Below are 23,528 nucleotides of genomic sequence, written 5' to 3'. Positions count from 1 at the left end.
ATGTCGCGCTTTCAGCGCGCAACAGACTGCGCGCGCCGCGCGACGCCACAACAGCGCGTCACAGCCAGCGTTCCCAGACGGGCGTGAGATCGGCAGGAAGCGGCGGCAGACTGCCGAGATCGACGCGGCCCTCGCCGGCCGCATGAAAATCCGAACCGCGCGACGCCTCGAAACCAAAACGGCGCGCGACGTCGGCGTATTCGCGATACTGGTCCGGCGTATGACTGCCGGTGACGACTTCGATCGCCTTGCCGCCGAGATCGATGAATTCGCCAAAGAACGCGTCGAATTCGACCGGCGTGTACGCGTAGCGCCCCGGATGGGCGACCACCGCCTCGCCACCGGCGGTCTTGATCCACTGCACGGCATCGGACAGCTTCGACCAGCGATGCGACACGTAACCCGGCTTGCCGTCGCCCAGATAACGCGTGAACACGTCCTGGGTGGATTCCGCGTAGCCGCTTTCCACCATGTAGCGCGCGAAATGGGTGCGCGAGATCATGTCAGGATTCGAGACATAGCGAAGCGCGCCCGCGTACGCGTCCGGGATACCGAGCGTGGCGAGCTGTTCGCCGATGGCCACGGCCCGCGCCGCGCGGCCGTTGCGCGTGCGCGCGAGGCCTTCGACGAGCGTCGTGTTTTCCGGATCGACGTTCAGGCCGACGATATGGACTGTCCGCGACGCCCAGGTGACCGAAATTTCGACGCCGCCCAGGTAACGCATGCCAAGCGCCGTCGCCGCCGCACGCGCTTCCGCCTGACCGCCCACTTCGTCGTGGTCGGTCAGCGCCCACAGCGTCACGCCGCCCGCATGCGCGCGGCGCGCGACCTCGGCCGGCGCGAACTGGCCGTCGGAAACCGTGGAATGGCAGTGCAGATCGGCGTTCATCATTGTCTTATAAAGATTCAGCAACCATTTTACTGCAATGCGGTAGTCCGTCGCACCAATCCTCCGGCCGCCGACGTTATGCGCAAAAATTTATGCGCAAAATGCCTCGATCAGTGCGGCGACCTGCTCCGGCTGGTCGTGATGCACCATGTGACCGGCATCGTCGATGATCTTCTCGCGCCAGTCCGGAAACGCCTGGAAGCGCGCCTTGAACTCGCTGAGCGGGGTTTCGCCGGCAATGGACGCGAGCGTCGGCGAGCCTGCCGCCTCGACGTGCAGCACCTTCGCCCGCACGTTGCGCCAGACGGCCATCACTTCGTCGAGGCGATACAGCAGCGGACCGCGCATCTTGTGCGCCGGGTCGGCGAGCAGCGTGAAACGGCCGTCCTCACCCTGTTTCGACCAGTGCCGCGCCAGAAAACGCGCCCGCTGCGGATCGAGACGCGCATTCGTGCGGATCAGCCGCGCCGCGACTTCGTCGAGCGACGCGTAGCTTTTCAGCGTCGGCGGCTCTTTCAGCTCGTCGAGCCAGGTTTTCAGCCGGCGCGGCCATTGCTCCGCGCGCGATGCGCCGAGCCCGAAGCCTTCGAGATCCACCACGCGGCGCACGCGCTCCGGCCGCGCGCCGGCATAGAGACAAACGACGTTCGCACCCATGCTGTGCCCGACCAGATTGACCTCGCCGGACGGCGCGTAATGGTCGAGCAGCGCGTCGAGGTCCGACACGTATTCCTGAAACCAGTAGTTGCCGCCGCCATGCGCCGCCACCGGCCAGTCAGAAAGACCGAAGCCGCGCGCATCGGGTGCGATCACCTGCCACTCGCCGCCCAGCGCGTCGACGACGAACTGGAACGACGCGGCGACGTCCATCCAGCCATGCAACATGAAAAGCGTGGGCGCATCCGGGTTGCCCCAACGTCGCACGTGCAGGCGCACACCACGCACCGGGACGAATTCGGATCGGGAGGTATTCATGGACGATTTCCAAAAAAGAATGATCGTTCGATTATAACGAGATAGTGGGTACACACGGCAGTCTTGCAGTACATCGAAGCGGCGACAAAGACGGGCTTGCATCGCGATGGCAGCGAGTCGATGCGACGCTTTTCACTACCGCGTACGGATACAGCCGATGCCTCGCTGTGCAGTCAATTGCACTACAGCCGTGCCAGGACATGGGAGCAGGCGTTTATGTCATCGAGGCTGGTGGAGTCGGTTTGACATCCGGCGCGTCGGTGCTTTCCTGATGCGCCTCGCCCGCAGCAGGCGCCTGCCCCGCTTCCAGTCCAGCCAGCGCCGCGAGTTCGGCTTCGTCGAAACCGGCGTCACGCCGCGCTTCGAAGTTGAACGGCCCGCGCAGCCGGGGCGCGTGATATTGCGCGGCGAGACGTGTGTAAGTTGGGTGCGGATCAAGCGCCGCCTGATCGCACAGATACCGGAACCAGTGGTTGCCGGTCAGGACGTGGTCGATTTCGTCGCGCAGGATCACGTCGAGAATGGCGGCCGACTCATGGTCGCCCGCCTGCTGCAGGCGCGCGCGAATCGGCGGCGACGCATCCAGCCCGCGCGCCTCCAGCGTGCGCGGCACGAGCGCCATGCGGGCAAGCACGTCGCCCCGGGTTCGCTCGCACATGTCCCACAGGCCATCGTGCGCGGGAAAATCGCCGTAGACGTGGCCAAAATCCGCCAGCCGCGCGCTCAGTAGCGAGAAATGGTGCGCTTCTTCCGACGCCACTTTCAACCAGTCGAGATAAAACACGGCCGGCATTCCGGCAAAGCGCCAGACCGCGTCGAGCGCCAGGTTGATCGCGTTGAACTCGATATGCGCGAGCGCGTGCAGCAACACCGCACGCCCTTGCGGCGACTGCATGCTGCGCCGTCCGAGCCCGCGCGGGCCCACCAGTTCGGGCCGCTCCGGCCGGCCCGGCAAACCAGCCGGTTCATCGAGCGACCGCTCGGGGCTGCAATGCAGAAGGCCTTCGCAGGCACGCGCGTAGAGATCACGGGTCGCCGCGGCTTTCGTTACCGGATCGCGCTCGCGCAGCACGCCGAGGGCCTCGCCGCGCATGCACGCGTCCAGTGGCAACGGCGAAGCGGGCGACGAAGAAGAAACAGCTGGATTCATGAGCAACGCAAGATAAAACGCGTGAAAACATACGGGCCGCACGGCGGCGCACGTGACGAAACGTCGGCAAACCGTCTGACGGGAACGAGACGCGGCGAGGCGCGTCTGGTGCGCAACCGTTTACAATACGCGATTCGACCATGAAGCGCGCCTGTCGCGCTGTCGTCGCGCCCCACGTCCGGGCGCGGCGCCCGATGCAGAGGAGACCCTGTGGCAATCTACAAACTGGGCGATGCGGCCCCGACCATCCACGAGAGCGTGTTCATCGCCGATACGGCGACCATCATCGGCAAGGTCGCCATCGACGAAAACGCGAGCGTCTGGTTCGGCGCCACGATCCGCGGTGACAACGACCCGATTTCGATCGGCGCGGGCAGCAACATTCAGGAAAACGCGGTGCTCCACACCGATCCGGGTTTCCCGATGACGATCGAAAACAACGTCACGGTCGGCCACCAGGTGATGCTGCACGGCTGCACGATCAAGGAAGGTGCGCTGATCGGAATTCAGGCGGTGGTCTTGAATGGAGCGGTCATCGGCCGCAACTGTCTGGTTGGCGCCGGCGCCGTCGTGACCGAGGGCAAGGTCTTTCCCGATAATTCGCTGATTCTGGGCGCACCGGCGAAGGTCGTGCGCGAACTGACGGAAGCGGACATCGCGAACCTGCGACGCGCCGCGCAAAGCTACGTGGAACGCAGGGATTATTTCAAGGCGCAGCTCGTGCGCGTCGGCTGACGGCCGGAGTACACGGCGCGCAGGCGCATTGACAGAACGAGCGCCATTCGACCGAGGAAAAGTTGTGAACGACCAGTTGCAAAAATTCATGTTCAGCGCGGCGCCGGTACGCGGCGAGATCGTTTCGCTGCGAAACACGTGGCGGGAAGTGTTGACGCGTCGCGATTACCCGGCGCCCGTGCGCAACGTGCTCGGCGAAATGATGGCGGCGTGCGCGCTGCTGTCGGCGAACCTGAAATTCGACGGCACGCTCGTCATGCAGATTTTTGGCGACGGCCCGGTCAAGATGCTGGTCGTGCAATGCAGCTCGGATCTGTCGATGCGCGCCACGGCCAAGTTTTCGGGCGAAGTCGCCAGCACGATCAGCGACGACACCTCGCTCACCGAACTGCTGAACGCCAACGGCAACGGCCGCTGCGTGATCACGCTCGACCCGCGCGAAAAGCAGCCTGGCCAGCAGCCGTACCAGAGTATCGTGCCACTCAACGGCGTGGACGGCCCGTTGAACTCGATGGCCGAAGTGCTCGAACATTACATGCACCACTCTGAACAGCTTGATACGCGTCTGTGGCTCGCGGCGGATTCCGAGCGTGCCGTCGGCATGCTGTTGCAGAAACTGCCGGGCGACGGCGGCATCGTGCCGCATCCAGGCGAACTCGATGCGGATACGTGGGAGCGCGTCTGCACGCTCGGCGGCACGCTGTCGAACGACGAACTGCTGAAGGAAGAGCCGGAAACGGTGTTCCGTCGCCTCTTCTGGCAGGAAAACGTTCAGCACTTCGCACCGACGCCGGCGCGCTTCGAATGCAGCTGCTCGCGTGGCAAGGTCGGCGCGATGCTGAAAATGCTCGGTCGCGAGGAAGTGGACAGCGTGCTCGAAGAACGCGGACACGTCGAAATTCACTGCGAATTCTGCAACCAGCGGTACGAATTCGACCCGGTCGACGTGGCGCAACTTTTCCTTGTGAGCGGGCTCTCAGAAGGAGTGACGCCTGCGACAGGTCAACGCCATTAAACGCTACGTCGCGGGTTGTTTGAGCTGGAGCGCGTTGCCCGTTGTTGCTGTTGCGCTCAACACGGGCGGCGTGTGGTGAATGTCGGCATTGCGCCGAACAGGTATCGAACATTGGCGACGCCCCTCCCACGCAACCGGGTCAGGGCGTCTCGCCGATGGAGACTGACATGAAAACCTCGCTGCGTCGTTCCCGTTCCATACCCATTCTTCTGACGCTGTCCGTCGCGACGGGCAGTGCTGCGTTGACGGGCTGCGTCATGGACCCGCCCGGCCCTTCGCCAATTTACAGCCGCCTGCCGGCCGACCAGTCCGGCATTCCGGCGACGGCGCAGCCGTTGACACCTGAAGAACGCGCACGTTACGACGCAATCGACCGGCAGGTGCTCGCGGAGCAAAACCAGTCGATGGCCGCGGAAGCCGCAGCTCAGGCGTGGGCGCGGTATTACACGCCACCGGTCAGCGTCTATGGCAGCTATTACGGCGGTGGCTGGGGACCAGGTTGGGGCACAGGTGTCGGTTTCGGCTGGGGCTGGTGACGTTTGCCCGGCTGATGCGCTTTATGCGCGCGGATCACCACCCATAACCCGGAAAAAAGCCGAAAAAAAAGCCGCCCATCGGGCGGCTTTCTGCATGTGCGAAGCGCTGGCAACGCCTGTTGCCGAACCCTCTTCAAGGCGCTTTCCGCGGCAACGATGCCCGGCGCCGCCTAACCCGCATGCTTCCGCTTTTGATCCGCCTTTGAATCCTTCTTCGCGCCGTGCTTTTTCTCCGGCTTCGCGCGTGGCTCCGGATTCGGCACCACGTGCAACGGCGCCGCCGACACCTCGCCGCGCGTCGACGTCGTGACCGACGACGGATTCGACGTCGGCAGCGGTGCGTTCGGCGAAACGAACTGCACGAACACTTCGCCGTCCTTCACCATGCCCATTTCGTAACGCGCGCGCTCCTCGATGGCGGCCGTGCCGCCCTGCAAATCGTGTACCTCGCCATCGATACGCTCATTGCGCAACTTCGCGTCGGCGTTCTTCTTTTGCTGGAGCGCAAGCTGCTCCTGCAATTCGTGCACGCGCAACCAGCCACCATGTCCCCACCAGAGCGGGTACTGGATCAGCGCCAGCAGGACGATCAAAACGACAGTGACAAGCCGCATGAAGTGAGCACAAATAATACGCGCCGCCCTGCGCTATACGCAGGGCGGCGGGTCGATCCAGAAACGAAGTATGACCAGTTCAAAGGTCGAATTCGCGCTCAGTACACAATCGGCGCGCGGTTAGCGCAGATTGTAAAACGCCGACTTGCCCGGATAGCTGGCGATATCGCCGAGATCTTCCTCGATACGCAGCAGCTGGTTGTACTTCGAGATGCGGTCCGAGCGCGACAGCGAACCCGTCTTGATCTGACCGGCGTTCAGGCCCACCGCGATATCGGCGATCGTCGAGTCTTCGGTTTCGCCCGAACGGTGCGAGATCACCGCCGTGTAGCCAGCGCGCTTCGCCATTTCGATGGCGGCGAACGTTTCTGTCAGCGTGCCGATCTGGTTGATCTTGATCAGGATCGAGTTCGCGATGCCCTTCTCGATGCCTTCCTTCAGGATGCGCGTGTTCGTCACGAACAGATCGTCGCCGACCAGCTGGATCTTCTTGCCCAGCTTTTCGGTCAGGATCTTCCAGCCTTCCCAGTCGCTTTCATGCATGCCGTCTTCGATCGAGACGATCGGGAACTTGTCGGCGAGCGTCGCGAGGTAGTCGGCGAATTCCGTCGACGACAGTTGCAGGCCTTCACCGGCCAGCTGGTACTTGCCGTCGTGGTAGAACTCGCTCGCCGCGCAGTCGAGCGCGAGCAGCACGTCTTCGCCCGCGCGGTAGCCGGCCTTTTCGATGGCCTGCAGGATCGTCGACAGGCATTCGTCGTTGCTGCCGAAGTTCGGCGCGAAGCCGCCTTCGTCGCCGACGGCCGTGCTCATGCCGCGGTCGCTCAGGATCTTCTTGAGTGCGTGGAACACTTCGGCGCCGCAGCGCAGCGCTTCGCGGAACGTCGGCTGGCTCACCGGCACGATCATGAATTCCTGGATGTCCAGGCTGTTGTTGGCGTGCGCGCCGCCGTTGACGATGTTCATCATCGGCACCGGCAGTTGCATCGCGCCCGAGCCGCCGAAGTAGCGGTAGAGCGGCAGGCCGGCTTCTTCAGCGGCCGCCTTCGCGACGGCCATCGAAACAGCCAGCATCGCGTTCGCGCCAAGGCGCGACTTGTTGTCGGTGCCGTCGAGCTCGAGCAGCGTCTTGTCGAGGAACGCCTGTTCCGATGCGTCGAGGCCCATGATCGCTTCGGAGATTTCGGTGTTGATGTGCTCGACTGCCTTCAGCACGCCCTTGCCGCCGTAACGGCCGGTTTCGCCGTCGCGCAGCTCGATGGCCTCGCGCGAACCCGTCGATGCACCCGACGGCACAGCCGCGCGGCCCATCGTGCCCGATTCGAGCAACACGTCGCATTCGACGGTGGGGTTGCCTCGCGAATCGAGAATCTCGCGACCGATGATATCTACGATAGCACTCATGGTTTCCTCAAGAAATGACGTTGGATTCTTACGGTGAAACTGCATCCAGCGCGCAGAAAATCCGCTCGCGCCCGGATGCTTTCGACAACCATTCGACCTGTCCGCAACGCGCCGGCTGACACGCTGCGACCACCTGCATCAGTTGAAATCGCTTTCGAGGAACGGCGCACGCTTGACCGCCTGATCGAGCGTGAGCAGCGTCTCGAGCAGATCGGCCATGCGATGCAGCGGCACGGCGTTCGGGCCGTCCGACTTCGCCTGTGCCGGATTCGGGTGCGTTTCCATGAAGAGACCGGCGACGCCCGTCGCCACGGCGGCGCGCGCGAGCACCGGCACGAATTCGCGTTGGCCGCCCGAGCTCGTGCCCTGCCCGCCTGGCAACTGCACCGAGTGCGTGGCATCGAACACGACCGGCGCGTTGGTTTCGCGCATGATCGCGAGCGAGCGCATGTCGGACACGAGGTTGTTATAACCAAACGACACGCCGCGCTCGCAGGCCATGAAGCGGTCTTCCGACAGACCGGCTTCGCGTGCGGCGTCGCGTGCCTTGTCGATCACGTTCTTCATGTCGTGCGGCGCGAGAAACTGGCCTTTCTTGATGTTGACCGGCTTGCCCGAACGCGCGCACGCGTGGATGAAATCGGTCTGACGGCACAGGAACGCCGGCGTCTGCAGCACGTCGACCACCGAGGCGACCTGCTCGATTTCGTGTTCGCTGTGGACGTCGGTCAGCACCGGCAGGCCGAGCTGCTTCTTCACTTCGGACAGGATGCGCAGGCCTTCGTCCATGCCCAGACCGCGGAACGACTTGCCGCTGCTGCGATTGGCCTTGTCGTACGACGATTTGTAGATGAACGGAATCTTCAGCTTCGCGCAGATTTCCTTGAGGCGGCCGGCGGTGTCGATCGTCATCTGTTCGGATTCGACGACACAGGTGCCCGCGATCAGGAAAAACGGCTTGTCGAGGCCGATTTCGAAGTCGCCCAGTTTCATGCTTTCTCCTCGACGCCCGCCAGATGATGCACGAGCGCGGCTTCGACGAATGACTTGAAGAGCGGATGGCCGTCACGCGGCGTGGACGTGAATTCCGGGTGGAACTGAACGCCGACGAACCACGGGTGCATGTCGCGCGGCAGTTCCATCATTTCCGGCAGATCCTCGCTCGGAGTACGGGCGCTGATGATAAGGCCGCCGGCTTCGAGCTGGGGTACGAAGCGGTTATTGACTTCATAACGGTGACGGTGACGTTCGTTCACGTCCTTGCCGTAGATTTCCGAGGCCATCGTGCCCGGCGTGATCGGGCAACGTTGCGAACCGAGGCGCATCGTGCCGCCGAGATCCGACTCTTCGTCGCGCTTCTCGACCTTGCCATCGCGGTCGTACCACTCGGTGATCAGCGCGACCACGCGGTTCTCCGTCGCCTGGTCGAATTCGGTGCTGTTCGCCCCCTTCAGGCCGACCACGTCACGCGCGAATTCGATCACGGCCAGCTGCATGCCGAGGCAGATGCCGAGGTACGGCACCTTCGCTTCGCGCGCGTAGCGGATCGCCTTGATCTTGCCTTCGGTGCCACGACGGCCGAAGCCGCCCGGCACGAGCACCGCGTCGAGATGCTTGAGGCTGTCGACACCGTCGGCTTCGACTTCTTCCGAATCGATGTACTCGATGTTGACTTTGGTCGACGTGTGGATCGACGCATGGCGCAGCGCTTCGATCAGCGACTTGTACGATTCCGTCAGATCGACGTACTTGCCGACCATGCCGATCGTGACTTCGTGCTTCGGATGTTCGAGCTTTTCGACGAGATCCGACCACATCGACAGATCGGCCGGCTTCGGCGTGAGCTTCAGCTCGTCGCAGACGATCTCGTCCATGCCCTGGTCGTGCAGCATCTGCGGAATCTTGTAGATGCTGTCGGCGTCCCACACGGAGATCACCGCGTCTTCGGGCACGTTGGAGAACATCGAGATCTTCGCGCGCTCGTCGTCCGGGATCGGGCGGTCGGCGCGGCACAGCAGCACGTGCGGCGAAATACCGATTTCGCGCAGCTTCTGCACGCTGTGCTGCGTCGGCTTGGTTTTCAGCTCACCGGCCGTGGCGACCCAGGGCACCAGCGTCAGATGCACGAAGCATGCGCTGTTGCGACCGAGGCGCAGGCTCATCTGACGCGCGGCTTCGAGGAACGGCAGCGATTCGATGTCGCCCACGGTGCCGCCCACTTCGACGATCGCGACGTCCGGCTCGCCGCACGTCGCGGACGCCGCGCCGCGTTCGACGAACGCCTGGATTTCATTCGTGATGTGCGGGATGACCTGCACGGTCTTGCCGAGATAGTCGCCGCGGCGTTCCTTGCGGATCACCGATTCGTAGATCTGGCCCGTCGTGAAGTTGTTGGCCTTGCGCATCTTCGTGCTGATGAAGCGCTCGTAGTGGCCGAGGTCGAGGTCCGTCTCCGCTCCGTCTTCCGTCACGAACACTTCGCCGTGCTGAAACGGGCTCATCGTGCCGGGGTCGACATTGATGTAGGGATCGAGCTTGAGGAGGGTGACTTTGAGACCGCGCGATTCGAGGATCGCGGCGAGGGAAGCGGCGGCAATACCCTTGCCGAGGGAAGAAACTACGCCGCCGGTGACGAAAACATATTTGGTCATCGCTGGATGCTCGCGGGAAAAACGGATTATACCGTAAAGCAGGGCCCCAACCCAGCAATATGCGCCGACGCGGCATCAATCCCGCATCGTTTTCCGTTGCGCCCCGTCGCCGCCCACCCCGCTCGCACAGGTTGGGATACGGGGCGCCCGAACGTTGCCGTCAGCGTGATGCGACGCTCATGCGCCGCGCGCCAGTTCGTGCAGCATCCGCTGCAGCGCGCGGGCGGTTTCGAGCGGCCTTTCCATCGGGTAGAGATGGCTGCCCTCGATCCATTCGAGATGCTCGCCAGTCGCCCGGCGGGTTGCATCGAGACCGACCTGGCGAATCTCCCGCGAATGCGTACCCGCGATGAAACCGGCCGGCACCGGCGCGCCGTGCGCGAGCCGCGCGCCGAGCGTATGCGGCAGGGTCCGGTAGATCAGATATTCGGTGCGACGATCGAACGCGAGCGTGCGGCCGCCATCGACGGCGGTTTGCGGAATGCCGAAGTCGACGTAATCGGAGAGCATGCGCTCGTCCCAGCGCGCGAACGCGGGCTTCGAATGAAAGTGCCGCCACGCCTCGTCGCGGCTTGCCCAGTGCGTGCGGCGCGCGCGCGTCGCGGCGGCGGGGGAGAGTTTCTCGTCGAGCCCCGTCCATTGCGACACGCGTAGCATGCTGCTGCGCCACCCGGCGATCACCGGCGAATCGAGCATCACGACGCCCTTCACCCATTGCGGCTTTTTCAGCGCGGCCATCATCGACAGATAGCCGCCGAGCGAATGGCCGACGAGCCACACCGGCCGCTCATCGCGCCGGCCGATATCGGCGAGCAGTTCCTCGACGAGATGCGGCCAGTCCTGCGTCACCGGAAAGCGCGCGTCGTGGCCGATGCGCTCGATAAAGCGCAGTTCGTAGTCGTCCGCGAGTTCGGCGAAGATCGTGCGGTACGTCGATGCCGGAAACCCGTTTGCGTGCGAGAAGTGGATGATGTCTTTCAAGCGGCGTCATCTCCTGTTTTTGCTTTTGCCGGGAAGCGCCGCGGTTTGCCGCGGCCACTGTCCGTGTTGATTGTGCTGCCCGTGCGACGCGTTTGCGACGTTCCGGGGAAAGAGCCGCCGGTCATCGATCCATCCAGTAGCGCCGGTGCGTCTCGCGATACCGTTCGAGCGACAGCGCCGGCCCCGTGGTTGCGATACGCACCGCGCCGTCGGTATCGCTGCGCGTCAGTTCGATGTGGCGCGCCAGATACCGCGAAAAGACGCCCGGATGCGGATGGTGAAAACGGTTGCGATAGCCTACCTGAAATACCGCCACAAGCGGATCGACCGAGTCGAGGAACGGCTCGGTCGACGATGTCTTGCTGCCATGATGCGGCACGACCAGTACCTCGGCGCGTAGCGCTTCGGGATCGCGTTGAAGCAGCACGCGCTCGACGGACGCCTCGATATCGGCAGCCAGCAACGCAGTAAACGACGGATGCGGCTCACGCGCCTGTCCCGAGAAACCGGTCTCTCCGGAATCCGCGCCAGCGCCCGTCGCGCTCACGCGCAGCACGCAGCAATGCGCGTTCGGCTTGCCCTGCAACGGGCCCGCATCCGGCCAGAGGACGGCGAAGTCGACGCCGTCCCAGCGCCAGTGCTGGCCCGCCGCGCAGGGCACGGCGTCGGCGCGGACCTCGCGGGCGGCGGCCCAGAGCGGATTGGACGGCGCCAGCGCGGCCAGCAGCTGACGCACCTCGATGCCGGCCAGCACCGCAGGCGCTCCGCCCGAGTGGTCCGAATCCGCGTGACTGATCATCAGCGTATCGAGCGCGTTCACACCGTTCGCATACAGATATGGCACGACCACCCGCTCGCCTGCGTGCGTCGATTCCGGCCCGGGTCCGGCGTCGAAGAGCAACGTGTGATGCGCGGTTTCGATCAGGATCGACGAACCCTGCCCGATATCGAGCGCGGTGAGCCGGAACGCGCCGGACGGCGGACCCGATGGCGGCGGCAACAGCAACGGAAGCCACGTCAACGGCGCGGCCCAGCGCAACGGCCAGCCGCGTGGCGCGAGACACCATGCGACGCCGACAGCCGCCGCGGCCAGCGGCCACGCGCCCGGCTGCGGGAGCCTCAGGAGCGCCCACGGCAAACCGGCCATCGTCTGCATTCCACCGATGAGCACATCGAGCAACGCATGCGCGCCGCGAAACGCCCACACATCGAGCGGCCCGGGCAACGCGACGCCCGCGAGCACGGCCGGCGTCACGAACACGCTGACCCATGGAATGGCGAATGCATTGGCCACGGGCCCAACCAGCGGAATCTGCGCGAACCAGTAAACCGTGAGCGGCGCGAGCGCGATCGTGACGGCGAACTGCACATGAGCGCTGCCGACAAGTCGCTCCTTCAGGTTCGACAACCGTCGCAGACAGGCGTTACGCAACCGCACGAAACGCGTCGCATCCGGTTCGGGATCGCGCCGTTCGTGGTCGTGCATGCGAAGCCGTCCGGACATCGCGAACAGGATCGCCGCGACCGCGCAGAACGAGAGCCAGAAACCAGCGGACACAATCGCCCACGGATCGAGTAGCAGCACGAGTCCAAGCGCCCAGGCCAGCACGAGCGAAGGCGCGAGGCTGCGCCCGCTGATCGTTGCCAGCGCAACCACGGCCAGCATCCAGAGCGCACGTTGCGCCGGCACGTTGAATCCCGCCAGCGCCGCGTGACCCGCCGCGAACAGCGCGCCCGCGACAAGCGAGATTTTCTGCGCCGGTATCCACAACGGCCAGTCGCGTCCGATGAAGCACGAGCGCCGCCACAAGCCTCCCGCGAACCATGCCGCCAGCCCTGCAACGAAGCCGATATGCAATCCCGATATCGCCACCAGGTGGCTCGTGCCGGTGTTGCGCATCAGAAGCCAGTCGGCGGCACTGACGGCGTCCTGCGCACCAATCGCGAGCGCGATAACAATGCCACGGTGTGGCGCGTCCGCCAGCGCCGCGTCGATCCGCGCGCGCACCGCGGCGCGCCAGCGGTCGATCGCCACGCCTACGCCGCCGGCCGAACCGGTCAGTCGCCCAGCGGTCATTGATGCGGTGACATAACCCGTCGCGCGGATGTCCCGCGCCAGCCGCGATGCCTCGGCATCCCGAACGCCGAAGTTCGCGTTGCCGTGCGCGCGCTTCAGACGCACCGTCAGCCGCCAGCGCGCGCCTGCTTCGAGCGCGGGCGGCTGTGTGCCTTCCGCGATCCATGACAGTTCTATCGTGCGTGGGAAGCGCGTGATATTCGCGTCGTTCGATTCGACGGCGAGGAGAAAGCGTGCGCCATGCGCATCCGCGACGGGCAGCCCCTTGATGTAGCCCTGCACGACGATATTGCGGCCTTCCCACTCGACGGGAAGCGAACGGGCAAGCCGCATCTCGGCACGCCACGCTGCATAGCCGAACCCGGCGCACGCAGCCAGCAGCCATACCGCGCACCACACAATCGCCGGTCGAAAACGGAGCGTCCCGCCACGCAAACGCATGCCGGCGATACACGTAGCCGCACTGCCCGCCAGCAGCAGAAGCAGCAACCACGCGCGCCAGTCCGGCAACACGGCCTGTTGCTGCAGCCACACCACGCCTGACGCGAATCCACACCACACTGCCCGCATGCGCCCTCCCCGACTGACGCCGGACGCATGCGGCAGACGCACTCCCGCCGGGCGCATGATCCGCCCGGCGGGAACCATCGGGGTTAATTATGCAGAGGAAAGCGCGAGCCGCGGCAGCGCGACATGAGCGTTAGCCGTTGTGCCAAGGGCAAGCTCGGTTTCGCTGATGCCGCGCTGTTCGGCGAGGCTTCGTCCGATGCGCGGAATCTGGTCCGGCGTGTTGCGTTCCTTGTACAGCCAGGAGGGAGAAATATCGGGCGCATCGGTCTCGACGACGATCGCATCGAGCGGCAATTGCTGCGCGAGCCGACGGATCTGCAACGCGCGCTCGAACGTCACGTTGCCGCCAAAACCAAGATGCATGCCGTGATCGATGAATGCCTGCGCCTGCTGGAAGCTGCCATTGAACGCGTGCGCGATGCCGCGATGCACCGCATGCCGCCGCAGACCCTTCAGCACCTGGTCCTGCGACTTGCGCACATGGCAGATCACCGGCAGATCGAATTCATGCGCGAGCTTTAGCTGACCGGTGTAGAAGAACTGCTGGCGTTCCTCGTCGAGGCCCGGCACGAAAAAGTCGAGACCGATTTCACCGAGGCCAACGAACAGCGGATCGTCGAGACTTGCTTCGATTTCCATCCGCAGCACGTCGAGATCGGATTCCCGCGCGCCCGGCGTGAAGAGCGGATGAATGCCGAGCGCATAGGCGCCGCCTTCGACACGATGTGCGAGTTCACGCACCCTTGCGAAATTCTCGCGCGCGACGCCCGGAATCACGATGCGCGACACGCCCGCCCGACGCGCCGCCGAAGCGACCGCGTCGCGGTCCGCGTCGAATTCCGACGCGTCGAGATGGCAGTGCGTGTCGATCCACATGCGCGTGCCCCGGTGTGTGGCTCAGTGATCCAGCGGTTCAGTGTTTCAGCGGAAATTGCCGCGGTGCTGTGGCGTCAGACGGGAACCGACGGCTCCTCGTACAGCACGCCGTCGCGCAGACGCATCGTCCGGTCGCAGCGGGCCGCGAGATCGGGATCGTGCGTGACGATCACGAAGCTCGTTTCCATTGTCTGCGAGAGTTCGAGCATCAGGTTGAACACGGTGTCCGCGGTGCCGCCGTCGAGGTTGCCGGTGGGCTCGTCGGCGAGCACGCACGCCGGTTTCGTGACAAGCGCGCGCGCGATCGCGACGCGCTGACGCTCGCCACCCGACAGCTCGCCCGGACGATGCTTCGCCCGATGCGCCATGCCGACGCGCTCCAGCACGGCAAGCGCCTCGTGCCGCGCGGCTTCGGTCGTCATGCGACGGATGCGCAGCGGCATCGCGACGTTATCGAGCGCGGAAAACTCCGGCAGCAGATGGTGAAACTGATAGACGAAACCGAGCGCGCGATTGCGCACGTCGTTGCGTTCGCGCTCGGAGAGCTTCGTGAACGGCTTGCCCATCACGGAAACTTGACCGGCCGTCGGATCGTCGAGGCCGCCGAGCACGTGCAGCAGCGTGCTCTTGCCTGAACCGGACGCGCCGACGATCGCGAGCTTCTCGCCGCGACGCACCGAAAGCTGCGTGTTGTTCAGCACCTGAACGTTGAGGCCACCCTGCACGAAGGCCTTCGAGATGCCGGACGCTTCCAGCACGTAGGGATACGGCGCGCTTTCGCCGGACATATCGGACATCACCTGGGAGACGGGACGATCATTCATAACGCAGCGCCTCCGCCGGACGGACCTTCGCGCCGCGCCAGCTCGGATAGAGCGTCGCCAGCGCCGACAGCCCGAACGCGATCAGGCCGATGCGGACCACGTCGCCTGGCACCAGTTCGGACGGCAGTTCGCTGATGAAATACACCGACGGCGGCAGGAACTGCACGCCGAACGCATGCTCGATCATCGGCACGAGCCACGGAATGCTCCACGCGATCAGGCAGCCGAGCGCGACGCCCGTCGCCGTGCCGATGAAGCCGATCGTCACGCCCTGCACGACGAAGATCTTCATGATCGAGCCGGGCTGCGCGCCGAGCGTGCGCAGGATCGCGATGTCGGCCTGCTTGTTGGTCACCGTCATCACGAGCGACGACACCAGATTGAACGCCGCCACCGCGATGATCAACGTGAGGATGATGAACATCATGCGTTTTTCGATCTGCACGGCGGAGAACCAGGTCTTGTTCTGCTGCGTCCAGTCGCGGATATACAGGTCGCCGGAGAGCGTGCGCGCGAGTTCATGCGCCACCTGCGGCGCGCGCTGCATGTCTTTCAGACGCAGGCGCACGCCCGTCGGCGCGGGCAGCCGGAACAGCACCTGCGCATCGCGGATGTTGATGAGCGCGAGCGTGCTGTCGTATTCGTAGTGCCCCGACTCGAACACGCCGACCACCGTGAACTGCTTCAGCCGCGGCAGCATGCCGGCCGGCGTGATGGTGCCCTCGGGCGCGACGAGCGTGATCTTGTCACCGGTCCGCACGCCGAGGTTGGTCGCGAGATCAGCGCCCAGCACGATGCCGAAGTCGCCCGGCACCAGATCCGTCAGCTTGCCGGAGCGCATGTCCTTGCCGATGTCCGACACTTCCGGTTCGAGCGTCGGCTCCACGCCGCGCAGCGCGACGCCGCTCACGGCGTCCTGGCGCGTCAGCAGCGCCTGCGCCTCGACGTAGGGCGCGGCGCCGATTACTTCCTTGTTGCGCCGCGCTTCCTTGGCGGTCAGCTGCCAGTCGGGCATCGAGCCGGTCGGCGAAAAGATTTCGACGTGCGCGAGCACCGACAGCATGCGGTCGCGCACTTCCTTCTGGAAGCCGTTCATCACCGACAGCACGACGATCAGCGCCGCGACGCCAAGCGCGATGCCCGACATCGATACGAGCGCGATGAACGAGATGAAGCCGTTGCCGGTCGTGCGTTTGCCGGCGCGCGTGTAGCGCCAGCCAATCTGCCACTCGTAGGGAAATTTCAAGCGAATCCTTTTCTGTGTTGCTTCGACTTCTTTTCAGCGTGTGCTGGCAATGCAGACGCTTCAGTCACTTCGGTGCGGCCCGATGCCGTGAACGTTGGGTCCCGGCCACCGCCGTTTGGTTCCGCCAGGGGGTCCGCCGGCTGCTTTTTGCCGTGCCGGCCGGCCCGGTCAGTCATCGACCAGTTAACCGCGAAGTTTGCCATACATTCCGCAGCAACTCCGCGAGGGCGAGTCCCGAACGGACCGGGAGAAAGAAGTTTGTAACGTCACTGAACATCCACAATAAAAGAAGGCCTGCCGGACAGGCAGGCCTTCGATATTTCCAGATATTGCAGTTCCCTCAGGGCCGATCAGCCATGTGCCAGCATCTCCAGGGCAGCACGCGCCAGAAAACCACTCCGGGTTTCGTGCCGCGCCTCGACGTAAGCATCGATCTTGTGCAAAACAAAGCGCGGAAGACTAACGTTGATTCGTTCGGGCTTTGAATCAAGCCGGGACAGGTCAACATCGACCAGCGCCCAGATTGCGCCAGCATACTCAGGCTTTCCAGCCAGATATTCCACGGTAGAACACGTGAAACCGACATCCTCACCTAGTTCAACCAGGGTCGAAACATGGCCGACGATCGCCTCTTTCGCGTTTCTGATTGCGTCATCGATGGTATCGCCCCAGGAGTGGACGCCCGGAATATCCGGAATGGTCACGCCGTAGACGCTCCCATCATCCTTATGGACAGCGATGGGAAAATCCATTTCTGATCCTCCACAAATTGCAAATGCATCCAGGCCGGTGACAAATCGCGGGTCATCACAGACCGGCGGCCTTCAGGATGCTCTTCGCGGTGCCAGCCGGGGAAGATCCTTCTTCGGGTGCGGGACCGTCACAAGGCCCTTCTTTTCGGCATGTTTAAAGTGATGATGGCTACCCGTGACGCGTACTTCATACCATCCATCTTTTTCGAGCATCCGGATCAGCTTCGATGAATTCATCCGGCCCCCGCATGCCTGTGTGTAAATATACACACCATATCAGAATACATCAATAAATTTGTGTATTTGTGTGTATTTCTGCACGCTACTGTATGTTTGCACAGCCCCCGCTACAGAGCATGGGATTTTCGCCATACAATGCCCGGCATCATGCACGTCACCCGTCTCCAGCTCCTCCTGCCCTTCGCGCTGCCCTCGGCCGCCGACGCCTCCACCGCGCTGTACAACCTGGCCATTCCCGCGCTGGAGAGGCTCGTCGCCCGCGCGACGCTCGTCGAGCGTGTGATCGGCGAGGATTTCCAACGCACCCTGCCGCACGAACGCTGGGTCGCGCGGCAGTTCGGCGCCGTGTCGCCCACGCAGCCGGCCGCCGAAGAGGCGCCGCTCGCGCCTTACATGCTGCGCGCCGACGGCGGCGAGCCCGGCGAGGCGACGTGGGCCTGCGTCCAGCCCGTCCACGTGCGGATCGCGCACGACCACCTCGTGCTGATCGATCCCCATGCGCTCGACCTCCAGGACGACGAGGCCGCCACGCTGCTCGCCGTCGCGCGGCCGCTGATCGAGGAACTGGGCGTGCGCATCGAGGCGCCGAAGCCGTCGCGCTGGTATCTGTCGAGCGACGGCTTCGGCTCGCTCGCGGGCGCTTCGCCGCTGCGCGCGAGCGGCCGCAACATCGAAATCTGGCTGCCGCACGAGGCGCATACGGGCGAGCGTTCGCGGGCGTGGATGAAGCTCCAGAACGAAGTGCAGATGGCGTGGTTCGAGCATCCGGTCAACGAGGCGCGCGAGGCGCGCGGCCTGCCGACGGTGAACTCGATCTGGTTCCACGCGCAGGGCGTGGCGCAGCCGGTGACGAGCCCGTTCACGCGTGTCATGTCGAACGCCGCCGCGACGCGTGGTCTCGCGCTGTCCGCGGGCGTGAAAACCGGGGCACCGCCAGCGTCGTACGCGGCGCTTGCCGCGACCTCGCCCGAAGGCGAAGGCGACACGCTGGTGGAAATCGATCCGTTCTCCGCGCCGTACGTCGAGCAGGACTGGGCACGCTGGAACCAGGCGTTCGCCGCGCTCGAAGCCGACTGGCTCGCACCCGCGCTCGGCGCGCTGCAATCGGGCGCACTCGGCGAACTCGGTTTGACGCTGTGCGGCGACACCGGCTCGGTGACGCTCACGGTGACCCGCGGCGACCTGCGCAAATTCTGGCGACGGCGCGTGTTCGCCTCGCTCTTCATCGAATGATCCACCGTCCTTCTTCCGGCCTGACCGCATGACCCGAATCGTTACGCGCGCCTGTTCCCCCGCCGATGCCGAAGCGCTGATCCGCCACGGCCTGCATCCCGTTCTCGCGCGCCTCTATGCGGCGCGCGGCGTGTGCATGCCCGACGAGATCGAAACCGGCCTCGCGCGACTCGTGCCCCCCGCCGCGCTGAAAGGCTGCGAAGACGCGGCCGCCCTGCTCGCGGATTCGATCGAAGGCAAGCGCCGCATGCTCGTCGTCGCCGACTACGACTGCGATGGCGCGACAGCCTGCGCCGTCGCCGTGCGCGGCCTGCGGATGTTCGGCGCGCAGATCGACTATCTGGTGCCGAACCGCTTCGAATATGGCTACGGCCTGACGCCCGAAATCGTCGCGCTCGCCGCGACGCGCAAGCCCGATCTGCTGATCACGGTCGACAACGGCATCGCGAGCGTCGACGGCGTGGAAGCCGCGAATGCGCTCGGCATCGAGGTGCTCGTCACCGACCACCATCTGCCCGGCGACGCGCTGCCCGCCGCGCGCGCCATCGTCAATCCGAACCAGCCGGGCTGCACGTTCCCGAGCAAGTGCATCGCGGGCGTCGGCGTGATGTTTTACGTGCTGCTCGCGCTGCGCGCGGAACTGCGGCGCCGCGGCGCGTTCGGCGACGCGCGTGCGGAGCCGCGTCTCGATGGCCTGCTCGATCTCGTCGCGCTCGGCACGGTCGCCGATGTCGTGAAGCTCGACGGCAACAATCGCGTGCTCGTCGCGCAGGGTTTGCAGCGCATCCGCAAGGGCCGGATGCAGCCGGGGATCGCGGCGCTCTTTCGCGCCGCCGCGCGCGACGCGCGTGCCGCGTCGGGCTTCGATCTCGGCTTCGCGCTCGGCCCGCGCCTGAACGCGGCGGGCCGGCTTTCGGACATGTCGCTCGGCATCGAGTGCCTGACCACCGACGACGTCGGCCGCGCGTGGGAACTCGCGCAGCAGCTCGACACGATGAACCGCGAACGACGCGAAATCGAAGCGGGCATGCAGCAGCAGGCGCTCGCCGACCTGTCCGCGATCGATCCGGCCGGTTCGACCACGATCACGCTCTTCAACGAGACGTGGCATCAGGGCGTGATCGGCATCGTCGCGGGCCGGCTGAAGGAAAAATTCCACCGGCCGTCGTGTACGTTCGCGCTCGCCGACGGCAGCGGCACGCTCGTCAAGGGCTCGGGGCGCTCGATTCCGGGCTTTCATCTGCGCGACGCCCTCGATCTGGTCTCGAAGCGCGAGCCCGGGCTCATCAGCAAGTTCGGCGGTCACGCGATGGCCGCGGGCCTCACGCTCGCCACCGCCGACCTGCCGCGCTTCACCGCGGCGTTCGAAGCCGTCGGCCGGGAGTGGCTGAGCGAGAACGCGCTCGCCCGCGTGGTCGAAACCGACGGCGACCTGGAAGACGCGTACTTCACGCCGCAATTCGTCGAGATGATCGACGCCGCGGTCTGGGGGCAAGGCTTTCCGGCGCCCGTTTTCTCGGGCGAATTCGACGTGGCTTCGCAGGCGCTCGTGAAGGACAAGCATCTGAAGCTGCAGCTTCTGCGCGGCCGGCAGCGCTTCAACGCGATCTGGTTCAACCATACCGACACGCTGCCTGCCCGCACGACGCTCGCCTATCGCCTCGCGAGCGACACGTGGAACGGCGTGTCGCGCGTCCAGCTGATTGTCGAACACGCGGCCGGCGACGCGCGGTAGCGACGCGCGACGTTTTGCTGCCGCAAGCCGCAAAAGCGGCCCAGGCTGCGTGAAAAGCGCCCGAAAACCCGTGCCGGATCGCGTATCGGCGTCCGGCGGGGGGCGCCAATCGGCTATAATTTCCCCTTTTTACGAAGCCACACAAGATCGACATGGAAGCGGAACGTCTCAACGCGATCGAAGCCTCTCTGGCAGACCTGCGCCATCGCGCGGGCGAGCTACGGGGGTATCTTTGACTACGACGACAAGTCACGTCGCCTGATCGAAGTCAACCGGGAACTCGAAGATCCCGACGTCTGGAACGACTCGAAGCACGCCCAGGCGCTCGGCCGGGAAAAGAAACTGCTCGATGACGTCGTCGGCAAACTGACGACGCTCGACGCCGACCTGCGCGATACGCAGGATCTCTTCGACATGGCGCGCGAGGAAGACGACGAAGAAACGCTCGTCTCCTGCGAAACCGACGCGAGCGCGATCGAACAGCGCGTGGCCGACATGGAATTTCGCCGGATGTTCTCGAACCCGGCCGATCCGAACAACGCGTTCCTCGACATCCAGGCAGGCGCCGGCGGCACGGAAGCGTGCGACTGGGCCGCGATGCTGCTGCGCCAGTACCTGCGCTACTGCGAGCGCAAGGGCTTCAAGACCGAAGTGCTCGAAGAATCCGAAGGCGACGTCGCCGGCATCAAGAACGCGACGATCAAGATCGAGGGCGAATACGCGTACGGCTTCCTGCGCACCGAAACCGGCGTACACCGCCTCGTGCGCAAGTCGCCGTTCGATTCGTCGGGCGGACGTCACACGTCGTTCACGTCGGTGTTCGTGTATCCGGAAGTCGACGATTCGATCGAAGTGGACATCAATCCGGCCGATCTGCGCATCGACACGTACCGCGCGTCCGGCGCGGGCGGCCAGCACATCAACAAGACCGACTCCGCGGTGCGGATCACGCACATGCCGTCGGGTATCGTCGTGCAGTGCCAGAACGACCGCTCGCAGCACCGCAACCGCGCCGAAGCAATGGCGATGCTGAAATCGCGTCTGTACGAAGCGGAAATCCGCAAGCGCCAGGCCGAGCAGGACAAGCTCGAAGCGGGCAAGACCGATGTGGGCTGGGGGCACCAGATCCGTTCGTACGTGCTCGACAACAGCCGTATCAAGGACCTGCGCACCAACGTCGAAATCAGCAATACCAAGAGCGTGCTCGACGGCGACCTCGACCCGTTCATCAGCGCGAGCCTGAAACAGGGCGTGTAAGCACCCGCGGCGCGGCGACACCTGCCGCGCCGCGTCGTTTCCGGCCGTTTCCGGTGGTGACGGGTTTTGCCACCGGATCCGTCGCCAGGTTTATCGCCGTACCTGTTTTCCGTGCCTGCTGCCCGCGCTTCCGACGTCCTTGCAGTCACACCGTCAGCCTCATCCGACCACCCCGAATACGAACCATCATGACCGAACCGACCCAGACGACGACCGCCGTTCCTGAGATCGACGACAACCAGATCATCGCCGAGCGCCGCGAAAAGCTGCGCGCGCTGCGCGAACAGGGTGTCGCCTATCCGAACGACTTCCGTCCGACGCATCACGCCGCCGCCCTGCAATCGCAATACACCGGCACCGACAAGGAAACGCTCGAAGCCAATCCGCTTCAGGTCGCCCTCGCCGGCCGCATGATGCTCAAACGCGTGATGGGCAAGGCGAGCTTCGCGACGGTGCAGGACGGCTCGGGACAGATCCAGTTCTTCATCACGCCCGCCGACGTCGGCGAGCAAACCTACGACGCGTTCAAGAAGTGGGACCTCGGCGACATCGTCGCCGCACGCGGCGTGCTGTTCCGCACGAACAAGGGCGAGCTGTCGGTGCGCTGCACGGAACTGCGTCTGCTGTCGAAGGCGCTGCGCCCGCTGCCGGACAAGTTCCACGGTCTCGCCGACCAGGAAATGCGTTACCGCCAGCGCTACGTCGACCTGATCGTCACGCCGGAAGCGCGCCAGACGTTCGTCGCGCGCACGAAAGCGGTGTCGTCGATCCGCCGTTTCATGTCGGACGCGAACTTCATGGAAGTCGAAACGCCGATGCTGCATCCGATTCCGGGTGGCGCGGCGGCCAAGCCGTTCGTCACGCATCACAACGCGCTGGATATGCAGATGTTCATGCGCATCGCGCCTGAGCTGTATCTGAAGCGGCTGATCGTCGGCGGCTTCGAGCGCGTGTTCGAGATCAACCGCAATTTCCGGAACGAAGGCGTTTCGCCGCGTCACAACCCGGAATTCACGATGATGGAGTTCTACGCCGCGTACACCGATTACACGTGGCTGATGGACTTCACCGAACAGCTGATCCGTCAGACCGCCATCGATTCGCTCGGCACGGCAACGATCACGTATCAGGGCCGCGAACTCGATCTCGCGAAGCCGTTCCATCGCCTGACGATCACGCAGGCCATCCAGAAGTTCGCGCCGCAATACACCGGTGAGCAACTCGCGGACAGCGCGTTCCTGCGCACGGAGCTGAAGAAATTCGGCGTCGATGCTTCGCAGCCGCAGTTCCTGAATGCGGGCGTCGGCGCGCTGCAACTCGCGCTCTTCGAGGAAACGGCCGAGTCGCAGCTGTGGGAGCCGACGTTCATCATCGACTACCCGATCGAAGTGTCGCCGCTTGCGCGCGCGTCGGACAAGGTCGAAGGCATTACCGAGCGCTTCGAACTGTTCATCACGGGCCGCGAAATCGCCAACGGCTTCTCGGAGCTGAACGATCCTGAAGATCAGGCCGCGCGCTTCAAGAAGCAGGTCGAACAGAAAGACGCCGGCGACGAAGAAGCCATGTTCTACGACGCGGACTACATCCGCGCGCTGGAATACGGCATGCCCCCGACGGGCGGCTGCGGCATCGGCATCGACCGCCTCGTGATGCTGCTCACCGACAGTCCGAGCATCCGCGACGTCATTCTCTTCCCGCATCTGCGTCGCGAAGACTGACCGTTTTTTTAGAATCGCCGCGCCCGGTGCAACGCCGGGCGCATCCGATG

General features: G+C 64.6%; 20 protein-coding genes and 1 pseudogene. 7 read left to right on the top strand and 14 right to left on the bottom strand.

The genetic code is table 11. The annotated features are described in order from the left end of the window. Positions 1-58: 58 nt before the first annotated feature. The 3 genes from BLV45_RS06265 to BLV45_RS06255 form a co-directional block, all read right to left on the bottom strand. Complete coding sequence (locus tag BLV45_RS06265; RefSeq protein WP_090531215.1) at positions 59-889, bottom strand: 3',5'-nucleoside bisphosphate phosphatase; 831 nt, start codon at positions 887-889, stop codon at positions 59-61. 90 nt (positions 890-979) lie between these two features. Continuing rightward, positions 980-1,864: an alpha/beta fold hydrolase gene (locus BLV45_RS06260; RefSeq protein WP_090530405.1), complete on the bottom strand. Its 885-nt coding sequence runs from the start codon at positions 1,862-1,864 to the stop codon at positions 980-982. A 214-nt stretch (positions 1,865-2,078) separates the two neighbouring features. Continuing rightward, complete coding sequence (locus BLV45_RS06255) at positions 2,079-3,014, bottom strand: ferritin-like domain-containing protein (protein WP_090530403.1); 936 nt, start codon at positions 3,012-3,014, stop codon at positions 2,079-2,081. Positions 3,015-3,224: 210 nt separating this feature from the next. Between BLV45_RS06255 and BLV45_RS06250 the strand changes: the two genes are divergently transcribed. The 3 genes from BLV45_RS06250 to BLV45_RS06240 all read left to right on the top strand — a co-directional run bounded on the left by BLV45_RS06250 (position 3,225) and on the right by BLV45_RS06240 (position 5,300). Then, complete coding sequence (locus BLV45_RS06250; protein ID WP_090530400.1) at positions 3,225-3,749, top strand: gamma carbonic anhydrase family protein; 525 nt, start codon at positions 3,225-3,227, stop codon at positions 3,747-3,749. Positions 3,750-3,813: 64 nt separating this feature from the next. Continuing rightward, positions 3,814-4,764, top strand: coding sequence for an Hsp33 family molecular chaperone HslO (gene hslO / locus BLV45_RS06245; protein WP_090530397.1), 951 nt, complete (start codon positions 3,814-3,816; stop codon positions 4,762-4,764). 167 nt (positions 4,765-4,931) lie between these two features. After that, a complete protein-coding gene (locus BLV45_RS06240; protein ID WP_090530394.1) occupies positions 4,932-5,300 on the top strand; it encodes a hypothetical protein in 369 nt (122 codons plus the stop codon). A gap of 170 nt (positions 5,301-5,470) precedes the next feature. Here BLV45_RS06240 and ftsB read toward each other — a convergent pair whose 3' ends face one another. The 11 genes and pseudogenes from ftsB to BLV45_RS06185 all read right to left on the bottom strand — a co-directional run bounded on the left by ftsB (position 5,471) and on the right by BLV45_RS06185 (position 17,532). After that, the gene (ftsB, locus tag BLV45_RS06235) at positions 5,471-5,914 is read right to left on the bottom strand and encodes a cell division protein FtsB (protein WP_090530391.1); all 444 of its coding nucleotides are present in this window, start codon (positions 5,912-5,914) and stop codon (positions 5,471-5,473) included. 120 nt (positions 5,915-6,034) lie between these two features. Beyond that, positions 6,035-7,318, bottom strand: a complete 1,284-nt coding sequence (eno, locus tag BLV45_RS06230) for a phosphopyruvate hydratase (RefSeq protein ID WP_090530388.1) — start codon at positions 7,316-7,318, stop codon at positions 6,035-6,037. Between the two features lie 138 nt (positions 7,319-7,456). Continuing rightward, positions 7,457-8,311 (bottom strand): 3-deoxy-8-phosphooctulonate synthase, encoded by an 855-nt coding sequence (kdsA, locus tag BLV45_RS06225; RefSeq protein ID WP_090530385.1) that lies wholly within the window; start codon positions 8,309-8,311, stop codon positions 7,457-7,459. Further along, on the bottom strand, positions 8,308-9,969 hold the full coding sequence (locus tag BLV45_RS06220; protein WP_090530382.1) for a CTP synthase: 1,662 nt from the start codon (positions 9,967-9,969) through the stop codon (positions 8,308-8,310). The genes kdsA and BLV45_RS06220 overlap by 4 nt, the downstream gene beginning before the upstream one ends. A gap of 177 nt (positions 9,970-10,146) precedes the next feature. Further along, positions 10,147-10,950, bottom strand: a complete 804-nt coding sequence (locus BLV45_RS06215) for an alpha/beta fold hydrolase (protein ID WP_090530379.1) — start codon at positions 10,948-10,950, stop codon at positions 10,147-10,149. Between the two features lie 121 nt (positions 10,951-11,071). Beyond that, on the bottom strand, positions 11,072-13,597 hold the full coding sequence (locus BLV45_RS06210) for a DNA internalization-related competence protein ComEC/Rec2 (RefSeq protein ID WP_090530376.1): 2,526 nt from the start codon (positions 13,595-13,597) through the stop codon (positions 11,072-11,074). An 87-nt stretch (positions 13,598-13,684) separates the two neighbouring features. Then, positions 13,685-14,473 (bottom strand): TatD family hydrolase, encoded by a 789-nt coding sequence (locus BLV45_RS06205; RefSeq protein ID WP_090530373.1) that lies wholly within the window; start codon positions 14,471-14,473, stop codon positions 13,685-13,687. A 74-nt stretch (positions 14,474-14,547) separates the two neighbouring features. Continuing rightward, positions 14,548-15,297: a lipoprotein-releasing ABC transporter ATP-binding protein LolD gene (gene lolD / locus BLV45_RS06200; RefSeq protein ID WP_090530370.1), complete on the bottom strand. Its 750-nt coding sequence runs from the start codon at positions 15,295-15,297 to the stop codon at positions 14,548-14,550. Then, a complete protein-coding gene (locus BLV45_RS06195; protein WP_090530367.1) occupies positions 15,290-16,543 on the bottom strand; it encodes a lipoprotein-releasing ABC transporter permease subunit in 1,254 nt (417 codons plus the stop codon). Before BLV45_RS06195 ends, lolD begins: the two co-directional genes overlap by 8 nt. A 350-nt stretch (positions 16,544-16,893) precedes the next feature. Then, positions 16,894-17,295 (bottom strand): type II toxin-antitoxin system HicB family antitoxin, encoded by a 402-nt coding sequence (locus tag BLV45_RS06190; RefSeq protein ID WP_090530364.1) that lies wholly within the window; start codon positions 17,293-17,295, stop codon positions 16,894-16,896. Positions 17,296-17,350: 55 nt separating this feature from the next. Then, a pseudogene (locus BLV45_RS06185) lies at positions 17,351-17,532 on the bottom strand (type II toxin-antitoxin system HicA family toxin). A 150-nt stretch (positions 17,533-17,682) separates the two neighbouring features. Here BLV45_RS06185 and BLV45_RS06180 point away from each other — a divergent pair. The 4 genes from BLV45_RS06180 (at position 17,683) to lysS (ending at position 23,478) form a co-directional block, all read left to right on the top strand. Further along, entirely contained in the window at positions 17,683-18,768 is a 1,086-nt protein-coding gene (locus BLV45_RS06180) for a regulator (protein ID WP_090530361.1), read from the top strand. A gap of 28 nt (positions 18,769-18,796) precedes the next feature. Further along, positions 18,797-20,503: a single-stranded-DNA-specific exonuclease RecJ gene (gene recJ, locus BLV45_RS06175; protein ID WP_090530359.1), complete on the top strand. Its 1,707-nt coding sequence runs from the start codon at positions 18,797-18,799 to the stop codon at positions 20,501-20,503. A 152-nt stretch (positions 20,504-20,655) separates the two neighbouring features. Beyond that, positions 20,656-21,760 (top strand): peptide chain release factor 2 gene (prfB, locus tag BLV45_RS06170; RefSeq protein WP_143130391.1). Its coding sequence is split into 2 segments (ribosomal slippage): positions 20,656-20,736 and positions 20,738-21,760, totalling 1,104 coding nucleotides; the frame shifts between segments, so codons are not numbered across the junction. Positions 21,761-21,948: 188 nt separating this feature from the next. Further along, on the top strand, positions 21,949-23,478 hold the full coding sequence (gene lysS, locus BLV45_RS06165) for a lysine--tRNA ligase (protein ID WP_090530355.1): 1,530 nt from the start codon (positions 21,949-21,951) through the stop codon (positions 23,476-23,478). The last annotated feature ends 50 nt before the right edge of the window (positions 23,479-23,528 follow it).

The sequence above is a fragment of the Paraburkholderia sartisoli genome, assembly GCF_900107685.1.
Lineage (GTDB): Bacteria > Pseudomonadota > Gammaproteobacteria > Burkholderiales > Burkholderiaceae > Paraburkholderia > Paraburkholderia sartisoli.
Note: the sequence above shows the minus strand (reverse complement) of the source record. Positions and strands in the feature narration are given on the sequence as shown.